We start from the raw sequence: 12,575 nt of genomic DNA on the forward strand, positions 1-12,575 counted from the left end.
CTCAGTGCTCCCTGACCAGTGCGGCGTACGCGCCCTGCCGGGCGAGCAGTTCCTCGTGCCGGCCGCGTTCCACGACCGTTCCCCGGTCCAGTACGACGATCTCGTCGCTGTCGCGCACCGTGCTCAGCCGGTGGGCGATGACCACGCAGGCGCAGCCCCGGCGGCGCAGGCCGTCCATGACGATCCGCTCGGTCGCCGCGTCCAGGGCGCTGGTCACCTCGTCCAGGACCAGCACGCTGGGACGGCGCACCAGGGCGCGGGCGATCTCCAGGCGCTGGCGCTGGCCGCCGGAGAAGTTGCGGCCGTCCTGCTCGACGCGGCTGTGGATGCCGCCGGCGCGGCGGGAGACGACGTCGTACACGGCGGCGTCGCGCAGCGCGGTGATGACGGCCTCATCCGGGAGGGAGGGGTCCCACAGGGCGATGTTGTCGCGGACGGTTCCCTCGAAGAGGAAGACGTCCTGGTCCACGAAGGAGACGGAGGCGGCGAGCGCCCCGCGCGGAATGTCCTCCAGCCGCATCCCGTCGATGCGGATGGCGCCCTCCCAGGGCGCGTGGAGGCCGGACATCAGCCGCGAGACGGTGGACTTGCCGCTGCCGGAGCCGCCGACGAGCGCGACTTGCCGTCCGGGGCCGACCGTGAGGGAGAAGTCCTTCAGGAGCGGGGTGTCCAGCGGGTTGTAGCCGAAGGTGATGTGCTCCAGCTCCACGTGGCCCTTGAGGCGGCGGGTGGCGGCCGGGGGTTCGCGGCGCGAGTACAGCGGGTCGACGGGGAAGTTCTCCACGTCCTTGAGGCGGGCCACGTCGGCCGCGAAGTCCTGGATCCGGCCGGCGACGCCGCCGAGCCGGGTGATGGGGGCGGTGAAGCTGGTGACCAGGGCCTGGAAGGCGACGAGCAGACCGATCGAGAGGTGGCCCTCCACCGCGCGCAGACCGCCGATCATCAGGATCAGGGCGCTGTTGAACGCGGCGAGGGTGGGCGCGACGATCGCCAGCCAGGCGCTCGGCACACCGAGCCGCTGCTGTACGTCGAGGGTGACGGCGTGCTGGCCCGCCCAGCGGCGGAAGAAGCCGTTCTCGCCGCCGGTGGCCTTCATCGTCTCGATGAGCTGGAGGCCGCTGTACGAGGTGTTGGTGAGCCGGGCGTTCTCCGCGCGCAGTTTCTGCGTGCCGGTGGCCCGCAGCCGGATGACGATCCGCAGCGCCACCACGTTGAGCAGCGCCATCAGCACGCCGACGAGGGTGAGACCGGGATCGTACGTCCACAGCAGGACGGCGTAGAGGACGACGACCACGGCGTCGACCCCTGCGGCGGCCAGGTCGCGGGCGAGGGTTTCGGCGACGGCGTCGTTGGACTGGAGGCGCTGGACCAGGTCGGCCGGGTTGCGCTGGGAGAAGAAGGTGACCGGCAGCCTCAGCAGGTGCCGCAGGAAGCGGGCGCTGCCGAGGGTGGAGGAGATGATGCGCCCGCGCAGCAGGTTGGCCTGCTGGAGCCAGGTGAGGACGGCCGTGAGGGCCAGGGCCACCGCCATCGAGGCGAACAGCACGCCGAGCAGCGAGGTCTGTTCGCCGATCAGGAACATGTCGATGTACGTACGGCTCAGCGCGGGCACCGTCGCGCCGACGGCCACCAGCAGGAGGCTGGAGAGCACCGCGACGAGCATGGAGGGGGAGGTGCCGCGCAGCCGGGCGGGCAGGGCGGCCAGGACGCCGGGCCTGCGGCCGGTGCGGCGGAAGCCGGCGCCGGGTTCGAAGGTGAGCACGACTCCGGTGAAGCTGGTGTCGAACTCGTCCATCGGCACGAACCGGCGGCCTTTGGCGGGGTCGTTGACGTACACGCCGCGGCGGCCGAAGCGGCGGCCCATGCCGTCGTAGACGACGTAGTGGTTGAACTCCCAGAAGAGGATGGCCGCGGGCCGCACCCCGGCGAGCGCGGCGAGGTCCATCTGCATGCCCTTGGCCTGCAGTCCGTAACCGCGGGCGGCGCGCAGCAGGTTGGCGGCGCGGGAGCCGTCGCGGGAGACGCCGCAGGCGATGCGCAGCTCCTCCAGGGGGACGAAGCGGCCGTGGTGGCCGAGCACCATGGCGAGGGCGGCGGCGCCGCACTCCACGGCCTCCATCTGGAGCACGGTGGGGGTGCGCACGGCGCGGGGGGTGCCTCCCCGGGGGGCGGGAGCGGGCTTGCGGCGGGAGGAGCGGTGGCCGGTGGGGGCAGCCGTGGGGGTGGGGGTGGTCACGGGAGCAGCCAATCGACGGGGCGCTGTACGGAGAGGTGGACGGCGCCGGTGACCGGTGTCGTGGAGTCGAGGGCGTACGGGGGGCCGTCGGTGGAGGACCACCGGTAGCCGGAGCGGGTCCGCGCGGTGCGTTCGAGCCGTACGAGGACCTGGACGGGATTGCCCTGCCGGCTGAACTGCGCGGCGAGCCGGGCGTCGCCGAGGAACCCGGCGATCTGCGCCGGGGTCTGGGGGGTCCGGCCGACGTCCTGGACGCGGCCGTGGAGTACGCCGTAGCGCTGCTGCGGCACCGACTGGACGGTGAGGTCGACGGCGGCGCCGACCGGGACGGCCGCGCCGCTCGCGGCGGGTACGTACAGCACCGCCACCAGCGGGTCGTCGGGGTTCTTGGCGCGTTCCAGGGTCGCCACGTCGGCGCCGGTCGTGACGACCGCTCCGACCCTGGCGAGCAGGGCGGTGACCCGGCCCCCGGCCACGGCGCGTACGGTCCGGTCCCCCTGCGCGGTACTGACCTGGAGCAGCGGTGCGCCGGGCGCCAGCAGCTGGCCCTCCTTGGCCTGCACGGCGGTGACCTGCCCCGCGAAGGGGCTCTGCAGGAGGTAACTGCCTTCGGCGCGGGTGAGGATGCCGGGTGCGCTCAGCTTGGAGGACACGGATCCGGTGAAGGCCCAACAGGCGGCGGCCGCCATGACGACGACGGTGACGGCCAGGACGAGCCGGCCCTGGGGGCGCGCGAACCGCACGGGAAGATCGAGCTCTTCGGGCGATTGCAGCTTGGAGAGCGCCTTGTGACGGAACTGCACGGACTCGGACTCTTTCCTCGACGCCCAACGACTGCCTGCGCGGCTGCGTGACGCACGGGGTGAACCCCGGAACGGGTGCGTTCCGGGGTTCACTGGTCACGCCGGACCGGACCGCTCAGAGACCGGCGACGCCCGCGCGGACGCCGACGATGCCCTCGACCTGGCCGGGCAGGGCCAGCGCGCCGTGGACGGTGTGCAGGGAGGTGACGGCGCCGAGGACGTTCTGCACGTCGCCGGTCACACCGCCGAGGAGGCCGCCGCCGAGGGCGATGCCGCCGGAAACGGCGTCCAGTTCGTCGTCGGCGATCTCGCGGGTCTCGATGTCGTTACGCATGGGAGCGCACCCTTCGTTCGTCTGAGGTGTGGGGATGGGCATGGGCAGACCGCGCCAAGGCGGTCCGACCACCTGTGCGAGGGCTCCGGCCAACGTGAATGATGACGCCGCTTCCGGAACCGCTGCGATGCGCCGATGTAAGCACGCCAACGGGTGAGGGGGCGAACCGTGTTGACGCGTCCGGACGGGCGGGGTGGACGCGGGGCGGGAAGGTTTTTCCATTCACCCGCCGGATCATCACGCCTTCCCCACAAGATCGAGTAACACATCTGCGGGACGCGCACCTTACAGAGCACACAAGGGACATATGCGAATCAATCGTCTCGCTCATTTCCGGCATAACGCCCGTACAGATAAGAGGAGTCATACACTCCACTCTCACGCTGTGAAGATTCCGTGGCGGTCGCGGTCCGCGACGGACCCATGACCCAGCGCACACCCGCCCCTTTGGTGTCGGCGCGCTGAAGTACTCTTCGCGCCACCGCCACCGCCACCGCCATCGCCATCCCCATCGCACATCTACTCGAAGGACCAGTAGCTTGACCGGCCTGCCTGCCTTCCCGCTGCCCTTTCACACGTCCCGTTCCATAGCGTTCGCGACACCCCGGACCCTGCGGGAACTGCAGATGACGCAGTGCAGCGCACACATCCGGGCGAAGCCGGGGTGGTTCGACAAGATGAACGAGGCCGACATCGTGGCCAGGTGGACACGCGAAGCCGTCGCCCAGGGCCTCACCGAGGCGCAGGTGCGCTACGTGCTCGCCGAACTCGCGCACTACGCCGGGCTCAGAGACGCACGGACCGGCATCGAAGTGTCCGCCGTGGACGGCGTGTGGCAGTCGGACTCCCTGGTCGACGACGCGCTCCGCACCCGGCTGCGCGAGGCGGTCCGGGTTCTGGAACAGGTCCCCGAAGCGGAACGGGACTGGCATCCCGGTTCCGACGGCCAGGTGCTGGATCTGGTGCATGCGTCATGGGCCTCCTCCCAGACGCGAAGCGCTTGCCCGTAAGCCTCTTTGTCGGGGTAGGAGGATGGTGGGGGGCCCGGCGCCCGGTGGTCCCGGACGCCCCGGACTTCACTCCGCCCGAGCCGCCCCGCCCCTCCGCCCGGGTCGACCTGCGCGGCCGCCGCCTCCAGGTCATCGTCAAGCTCGCCACCCTCCACCTCACCCCGGACAAGCCCGAGTACCCCGGCGGTTCCTGGCACGTGGAGGGGATGCTGAACGAGCGGATCGTCTCGACCGCCATCTACTACTGGGACAGCGAGAACACGACCGAGAGCCGGCTCGCCTTCCGGGCCGCGCTCGCCGACCCGCACTACGAACAGAACGGCGACAACGGTCTGCGCGAGGTCTACGGCCTGGAGGACGAGGACGCCCTGAACCAGGTACTGGGCTCGACCTCGACCCCGGCGGGCCGCTGCCTGGCGTTCCCGAACGTCCTGCAACACCGCGTCAGCCCGTTCCGCCTCGTGGACAGCACCCGCCCGGGACACCGCAAGATCCTCGCATTCTTCCTGGTCGACCCGTCGCAGAGGATCGTCTCGACCTCCGACGTACCACCGCAACAGCCGTGGTCCGACACCTCGACCATGACGCTGGAAGAGGCGAAGCACTACCGCGAACAGCTGATGCGGGAGCGCAAGTTCTTCGTCGACGAACACAACGACCAGGTCTACGCACGCGAATTCTCCCTCTGCGAGCACTGAACCCGGGGTTTCAGCGGAACGTCCGCGCTGTTCCGCCGGCGGCGGAACAGCGGCCGGACCGGGCTCTCCGCTCACTACAGTCCGGTCCCATGACGATGATGACGACGCGTACGGTCGAGTACCCGGCCGACGGTCTGACGATGATCGGGCACCTCGCGCTCCCGGCCGGTGTCGACCGCCGGCCCGCGGTGCTGCTCGGACCGGAGGGCATGGGGCTCAGCAACGTCGAGCGCCGCCGGGCCGATGCTCTCGCCGAGCTGGGATATGTGGCGCTGGCCTTCGACCTCCACGGCGGGCGCTATCTGGGCGACCCCGAGGAGATGCTGGCCCGTTGCCTGCCGCTGCTCGCCGATCCCGGCCGGATGCGGGACATCGGCCATGCGGCGCTCGACGTGTTGCGCGCCGAGCCCCGGACCGACCCCGACCGGATCGCCGTCGTCGGCTACGGCACCGGGGGCGCCGTCGGGCTGGAACTCGGGCGCGATGGCGTCGATCTGCGCGCGATCGGGACCGTCAACGCACTGACCACGGGCCGGCCGGGCGAGGCGGCGCGCATCCGCTGCCCGGTGTGGGCCGGGGTCGGGTCGGAAGACCCGATCATGCCGCCCGCGCAACGGAACGCGTTCACCGCCGAGATGCAGGCCGCTGGCGTCGACTGGCGTCTCACGGTCTACGGCGGCGCCCTGCACGCCTTCCACCACCCGCCGGTCGACCACCCCGTGGTCCCCGGCGTCGGCTACCACCCACGGCACGCGCGGCGAGCCTGGCGCGATGTCGTCGACCTGCTCGGCGAGTGCCTGCCCGTGACGGAGGATCCGGGGGCGTGACCCGGTAACCCGTACGGGCCCTGGAGCACCTCAGGGCCGCGGGGGACGCGGAAGCGGGGTCTCGGCGTGACTCGGTATCGACGTCCATACGTGTGTGGCGGCGGAGGGGGACGCCTTCACCCGGTCGGGGACGCTGCCCATCAGCAGGGTGCAGGCGCCGACGACGCTCGCTGCCGCCAGGCCCCACGCGGCCGCCCGGTGGCGGGTTGCGGCGTGCCGGCCCGGCGGGACCTGCTGTGGCGGGGCCGGGTGGCGGGCGGTGGGCCGCGTGGCCGGCGTGCGCGCGATGTCGCGCAGCACCCGGTGCACCCGCGCGGCGTCGGGCCGGGCAGAGGGTTCCCGCTCGGTCATCTCCCCGATCAGCCCGCCGAGTTCGCCGGGCAGGCCGACGGGTATGCGGGGCGGATGCAGGAGGCTGGCGGTGCCGGCTTCGATGGGCGTCCCCTGGTACTCGCGGCGGCCCTTGAGGGCTTCCAGGAGGGTCAGCCCCAGGGCGTACACGTCGCCCGCCGTGCCCGCGCTGTCGCCCAGCAGCTCCTCGGGGGCCATATAGGCGGGCGTGCCGACGAAAGTCTCGGGTTCCCGGACGGGCCGGCTGTCGCTGCTGCTCGACAGGCCGAAGTCGGCCAGGTAGGCGGCCCCGTCTTCACCCAGGAGGATGTTGGAGGGTTTGACGTCACGGTGGACGATGCCCTGTGCGTGTACGTGGTCGAGGGCGGAGGCGATCTCGGCACCGATCCGTGCGACCGTGAGCGGGCTGAGCGGACCGGCGTCCACGCGGGTGCGCAGGGTGGTCCCTCGGATCAGCTCCGTGACCATGAACGGCCGGTGTGCATCGCGCCCGGTGTCATAGACCGTGACGAGGGCGGGGTGCGACAACCGGGCCAGGGTACGGGCCTCCTCGCAGAAGGTGTCGGCGGTGACCGCGCCCGCGTCGCGTCGGAGCACCTTCACCGCCACCTCGCGACCCAGCACCTCGTCGAGCCCCCGGAACACGTCTGCCGTACCGCCGGCACCTATGGCCGCCAGGAGCCGGTAGCGACCGGCGAGCAAGACATTGCACATGCGTGGTCCTCCTCGACTGGCGGGCAGTGCCCCGCGCCTACCCGGCACGAAGGCCGCTACGCCGTAGAGGTGTTGAGGGACCGGTCGCGTCCGTCGGAGCACGCCCGACATCGAATCGGGAATTCCTCATAGGATTATCGTTTATTTAACGGCGGCGGAAAATCACCCTGATTAATTCCCTTTCCTTTCCAGTAATTTGAGAAGCGGAGCCATAGGGGGCCCCTATAAGAGGGCCGGGGCGGGGATGGGGAAATTGATGGACGGCACCGAATCCATGGACGTGACCGCGTCAAGCGGCTTCTCCGCCGGCACCGGGCCGCCCGCCGCGGCGCCGGTCTACCCCCCGTTTCCGGCCCCCGCGGCACCGCCGGTACTGACCAGCTCCACCAGGGAGATGCTCAAGGCCACCCTGGTCCAGCTGGAAGCACCCCCGCCGCCCACCGGGCAGGCCCTGTTGAAGTCCGCCTTCGTCCGGCGGCTCGCCCTCTCCGGTGCGGAACTGGAGGCGGTCCGGAGCCGGCTGCGCGATCCGGAGGGCGTCCACGTCCGTACGGGCGGCGAGCGGACGGAGCCCGTGTCCGATGAGGTCTTCGAGCTGCTCGGCGCCGGTACCACCGCCTTCGCCGCGCCCGGAGTACCGGCCCCGGATCCCGGCACCACTCCCCCGGCGAGCGCCTTCACGGCCGTGCCGGTGGCGGCCCTCACCGCGGTGGGGAACGCCCTGGTCGAGATCCGGCGAGCCGCCGCCGCGGCACCGGACGCGGACCGGGCACGGTGTGAACTGGCGCTACGGGCCGCGGTCGTGGGGACCAGGTCCCTGGAGGCCAACTCGGTCGCGCCCAACATCGGCTGGATCAACCTGGAGCGCATGGAGATGGCCCCCGCCGGCCTGGAGCGGGGCGAGCTCATCGCGACGATTCCCCTCGCGCCGCTGGAGCAGACCGCCGTCACGCACAAGGAATGGTCGGTGCAGACCAAGGAGTTCAGCTCCATCGTGACCGACTCGCTGGAGAACACCAGCGAAACCGGAGTCACGGACAACACCGAGCTGGCCCAGTCGACCTCGTCCCAGGCACAGCACTCCAACCAGTTCAACGTCACCGGCACCGTGCGCGGCGGCATCCCCGTCATCTCCGGTTCGGCCAGCTCAAGTTTCACCGCCCAGGACTCCACCTCCCAGTCGGCGACGGAAAGCACCAAGCACGCCACCGAGCTCACCAAGAAGGCGTCGTCGCGCGCGAAGCAGGAACACAAGGTCACGATCTCCACCACCACCGTCACCGGAAGCTCCGAGGAGTCCACGCGCACGCTGCGCAATCCCAGCCAGACCGACGCCGTCCGGATCGACTACTTCAGCCTGATGCGGAAATGGCGCGTGCGGCTGTACCGCTACGGCCTGCGGTTGACGTACGACCTGGTGGTGGCGGAGCCGGGGGCCGCGCTGCGCAAGGCGTACAAGGAACTGGAGGCCCTGCGGCTGCAGATCGGCCCCTTCCGATTCGATGTGCCGCACTCCGAGATCACCGACAAGATCCTCACCGAGCAGCACGAGACGCAGCCCCACCACCTGGTCCTCGGCGAACGGTACGGAGCGGTGGTGCCGGATCCGCCCCAGCCGCCGTCGCCACCGCAGTTCAGCGTGGACGCGCCGGACTCCGACGAGCCCCGCATCTTCACTCCCGAGCCGCTGGAGATCCCCGACGGCTACCGGATCAAGACCCTCAACCTCTGGTTCAGCTCGGCGAGCAAGACCGGCTCGGAGCACCAGTACCACCTGGAAGTGCTGGGCTCCTCGTACCAGATCACCGAGCCGTTCGGCAGCCACGGACCGATCGAGCTGACCCTGCCGCAATGGGGCGGCTTCCAGCTGCGCGCCACCGGCAAGGTGCCGGTCTCCTTCCGTCTCGGGGACAACCGCCACACCTCCGTCAAGGTCGTGGCGCAGCTGGAGGAGATCCCCGTGGGCGGGGAGCCGGGGCCGGGCGAGACGCCGGTGAACACCCGTGTCAGGGAGAAGTGGCAGGCGGCCGTCTGGAACGCCCTGCGCGACGCCGCCCAGAACCAGTACTACTCGCAGCAGCAGGACGTGGCCGCACGGATCTCCGCCCTGGAGGAGCGGATCAACAACGTCGACACCCTCACGCTCCGCCGCGAGGAGAGCGACGAGGTGATGAAGGGCGTCCTGCGCGCCCTGCTCGGCCCGGGCTTCGACTTCATGCCGGAGGAGGTCGTCAAGCTGTTCGTCTCCGCGGGCGTCGATCTGGAGCACGGCATCGGCTTCGACGGGAACTCCCTGGGCTGGAGCGCGACCGACTGGGCCGTCTTCCGCCGGCACGAGTCCGACGTCCGGTTCCTCAACCAGGCGATCGAGTGGGAGAACGTCGTCACGTTCCTGTACTCGTACCTGTACTCGTACTTCTGGGACGTGCCGCCGAGCTGGGACTTCATCCGGCAGATCCAGCACTCCGACGCCAACCGGCAGGCCTTCCTGCGCGCCGGCTGCGCGCGGGTGGTGCTGACGGTGCGCAAGGGCTGGGAGCAGGAGTGGGTGAAGTTCGTGGAGGGCGGCTTCCACCACCAGGACCCGCCGCCGAGCCAGCCCCCGCCGTACTACCTGAGCATCGCCAAGGAAGTGGCGGCGTACGACGACCGCAACTATCCGGGTATCCCGCCGGCCAACCCGGGGCGTTCCGCCGTACGACTGGAGGACGCCGTGTACACCACCTGCGGGACCCCGCTGGCGCCCAACCCCGTCGATCCGGACGGTCCCGTGACCGTCAAGGTCGAGTCGGCCGCCGGGTTCCTGGCCGGGTCGACGGTCGTCATCGACGTGGCGGACGAGCGCGGGCTCCAGGAGGCGCAGACCGTCGTCGCGGGCAACACGCTCCGCAACGAGATCGTCGTCGGCAAGCTGAGCCGGACCCACTCGCCGTCGCCCGCCGCGATCCCGGTCCTCCAGCCGGGAACCAAGGGGGCGCTCATCGCGGAGTGGAACGAGTACACCCCGTCGTCCGGGACGGACATCGCCGTCACGTCCAACCTCGGCTCGATCGCGTAGGGGGACGCCGTGCCCGCCGACGAACTGGACGAGGAGACCCGCTGCGAGCTGCTGGGCGAGCGGGACAGCGCACTGCTGACCGGGTGGGAGTGGATCGCCGCCGAGCTCTGGGTCAGGTACCACTTCGAGCAGCACATGGCGGAGCTGCCGGGCTCCACCCATGTGACGCACCAGCTGGACCGGCTCCAGGAGGTCTTCGACCTCATCGCCGGCCAGGAGAAGGGCCAGGGCGGCCGGCCCCCGATGTCCGGCGGGGAAGGCGCGCCGTACAAGCGGCTCACGGTCCAGCCCAGCGATCCGGTCCTGCGGATGGCCCTGCGGGTGCTGGGCGAGGACTTCCGCAACCCCGTCTCGCCGTCGAAGGTCCTGGAGCTACAGAAGCTGCTCGACCCCGGCCGCAAAGCACCGGCCGGCGTCCTGATCGAAGCCGTGCGCAAGCTCGTACCGGGTGGGCAGCTCAAACCGGACATGCTCGGCCTCCAGTCCTACGCGGGTGAGCTGAGCATGGAGGAGGTGGAGGTCGGCACCCGGCAGGGGGGCCTCGAAACGTACAAGGAGCTGCGGAGCAAGGTGTCCATCCTGGAGGACCCCTGCGCCGTCCGGATGCGGCTCGAACTCGCCGGGATGCAGCGTTCCCTCCAGGTCAGCGCCCGGGCCAGTACCTGGCGGCTGCATCCGGCGCTGATGCTGCTGCCGCTGCCCCTGCACATCGACAGCACGAGCGGGAAGGGCGTGGTGTCCGACTGGATCTGTTTCTGGCCCACCAACCGGGCCGCTTTCAAGGAGTTCCCGCGGCCGGAGACCGGCCGCCCCGGCTATGACGGGCTGATGCTGTACCACGTTCACCGGGCCTCGTTCGACAGCTCCCTGATCCCGAAGAGCGTCAAGGAGCGGATGAACCAGGCGGTACGGGAGTGGGCGCGCAAGCGTCGGGCCCCGGGCCCGACGCTGGTGCCGGAACTGGCCACGGTGATGCAGGCCGACCGGCGGCTCTTCACGAAGGACGGCGAACTCTTCCTCGCCGGCCTCGGCGCGGCGGCCGTGCTGGCCCTCTTCGTCTGGGTGGCCGTCGAAGCGGGCGTGATCGCCGGTCTGACGGCGGTGGGCCAGGAGGGGCTGTCCGCCCTGGCGGCCACCCCCGCCTTGCTGAGACAGGGGATCGTCAACCTCGCGGAGTTCATCCGCGACTTCCGCGCCATCGCCGCCCGCCTGGCCTACCTGATCCCGGCCCGGGCTGCGGCCGGCTGACGCGAGGCCGGCCGGTCAGGTCGGCCGGGCTCGGTGGGTGAACGTGCGCACCGCGTAGGCGGCGGCGCCGGCCAGGATCACCGCGGCGCCGGTCAGTACGGAGGACAGTGGCAGGGCGAAGGCCAGGACCAGGCAGCCGGCCGTGCCGACGATCGGGACGAGGCGGACCGGGCGGCCTTCGGCGGGGGTGAGGGTCCAGGCGCAGGCGTTGGCGATGGCGTAGTAGGCGAGCACTCCGAAGGAGGAGAAGCCGATCGCGCCGCGCACGTCCGTCGTGGCGGCGAGGACGGCGACGACCGCGCCGACGGCGAGTTCGGCCCGGTGCGGGACCTGGAAGCGGGGGTGGACGGCGGCCAGAACGCGGGGCAGGTGCCGGTCACGGGCCATCGCCAGGGTGGTCCGCGAGATGCCGAGGATCAGGGCGAGCAGTGCACCGAGGGCCCCGACGGCCGCCCCGGCCCGTACGACGGGGGCCAGAGCCGGGACGCCGGCCGCGTGGACCGCCTCGGCCAGCGGGGCGGAGGCGTGGGCGAGGCGGTCGGGGCCCAGGACGAGCAGCACCGAGGTGGCGACGGCCGCGTAGACGACCAGCGTGATGCCCAGTGCCAGCGGAATGGCGCGCGGGATCGTCTTCCTCGGGTCGCGGACCTCTTCGCCGAGGGTGGCGATGCGGGCGTATCCGGCGAAGGCGAAGAACAGCAGCCCGGCCGCCCGGAGCACCCCGCCGAGGGAGGTGTCGGAGCCGACGTCGAGGCGGGCCGCGTCCGCGTCGGCGGAGGTGAGGCAGGCGGTGACCACCGCGGCGAGCACCGCCAGGACCACGGCGACGATCCCCCGTGTCAGCAGGGCCGACTTCTGCACCCCGGCGTAGTTCACCGCGGTGAGCGCGACCACCGCCGCGACCGCGACCGCGTGGGCCTGGCCGGGCCAGACGTAGGAACCCACGGTCAGGGCCATCGCCGCGCACGAGGCGGTCTTGCCGACGATGAAGCCCCAGCCCGCCAGGTAACCCCAGAAGTCTCCGAGCCGCTCCCGGCCGTAGACGTAGGTGCCGCCGGACTGCGGGTAGCGGGCCGCCAGCCGCGCGGAGGAGGTCGCGTTGCAGTACGCCACCACCGCGGCCAGGGCCAGTCCCAGCAGCAGCCCGGACCCGGCCGCCCCCGCCGCCGGCGCCAGGGCCACGAAGATCCCGGCGCCGATCATCGAGCCGAGGCCGATCACCACGGCGTCGGTCAGGCCCAGGTGGCGCCGCAGCTCCCCGCTGTCGGCGGACACGGCCGGCGTACTCATCGCTCA

At 71.3% G+C, this 12,575-nt stretch carries 8 protein-coding genes and 1 pseudogene; 4 read left to right on the plus strand and 5 right to left on the minus strand.

Annotated elements, in window-relative coordinates; translation table 11 throughout:
- Position 1 precedes the first annotated feature (1 nt).
- From ACZ6ZT_RS11610 to ACZ6ZT_RS11620, 3 genes are all read right to left on the minus strand, one after another.
- Positions 2-2,143, minus strand: a complete 2,142-nt coding sequence (locus ACZ6ZT_RS11610) for an NHLP family bacteriocin export ABC transporter peptidase/permease/ATPase subunit (protein WP_469718288.1) — start codon at positions 2,141-2,143, stop codon at positions 2-4.
- Between the two features lie 89 nt (positions 2,144-2,232).
- Positions 2,233-3,039, minus strand: a complete 807-nt coding sequence (locus ACZ6ZT_RS11615) for a hypothetical protein (protein WP_469717971.1) — start codon at positions 3,037-3,039, stop codon at positions 2,233-2,235.
- A 115-nt stretch (positions 3,040-3,154) separates the two neighbouring features.
- Complete coding sequence (locus ACZ6ZT_RS11620) at positions 3,155-3,373, minus strand: hypothetical protein (RefSeq protein ID WP_469717975.1); 219 nt, start codon at positions 3,371-3,373, stop codon at positions 3,155-3,157.
- Between the two features lie 539 nt (positions 3,374-3,912).
- On the opposite strand from ACZ6ZT_RS11620, the pseudogene ACZ6ZT_RS11625 reads away from it, so the two are divergent.
- Positions 3,913-5,081, plus strand: a pseudogene (locus ACZ6ZT_RS11625) (DUF4246 domain-containing protein).
- Positions 5,082-5,170: 89 nt separating this feature from the next.
- Complete coding sequence (locus ACZ6ZT_RS11630; protein ID WP_469717978.1) at positions 5,171-5,908, plus strand: dienelactone hydrolase family protein; 738 nt, start codon at positions 5,171-5,173, stop codon at positions 5,906-5,908.
- Positions 5,909-5,938: 30 nt separating this feature from the next.
- Here the strand turns inward: ACZ6ZT_RS11630 and ACZ6ZT_RS11635 are convergent, their stop codons facing one another.
- Positions 5,939-6,973, minus strand: a complete 1,035-nt coding sequence (locus ACZ6ZT_RS11635) for a serine/threonine-protein kinase (protein ID WP_469717982.1) — start codon at positions 6,971-6,973, stop codon at positions 5,939-5,941.
- Positions 6,974-7,229: 256 nt separating this feature from the next.
- Here ACZ6ZT_RS11635 and ACZ6ZT_RS11640 point away from each other — a divergent pair, with 256 nt between their 5' ends.
- Both ACZ6ZT_RS11640 and ACZ6ZT_RS11645 read left to right on the plus strand, forming a co-directional pair.
- Entirely contained in the window at positions 7,230-10,031 is a 2,802-nt protein-coding gene (locus tag ACZ6ZT_RS11640) for a hypothetical protein (protein WP_469717984.1), read from the plus strand.
- A 9-nt stretch (positions 10,032-10,040) separates the two neighbouring features.
- Positions 10,041-11,279, plus strand: a complete 1,239-nt coding sequence (locus ACZ6ZT_RS11645) for a hypothetical protein (RefSeq protein WP_469717987.1) — start codon at positions 10,041-10,043, stop codon at positions 11,277-11,279.
- Positions 11,280-11,294: 15 nt separating this feature from the next.
- On the opposite strand, the gene ACZ6ZT_RS11650 is transcribed toward ACZ6ZT_RS11645, so the two are convergent.
- Complete coding sequence (locus tag ACZ6ZT_RS11650) at positions 11,295-12,569, minus strand: APC family permease (RefSeq protein WP_469717991.1); 1,275 nt, start codon at positions 12,567-12,569, stop codon at positions 11,295-11,297.
- Positions 12,570-12,575 lie beyond the last annotated feature (6 nt).

The organism is Streptomyces sp. NPDC102258, assembly GCF_055584685.1.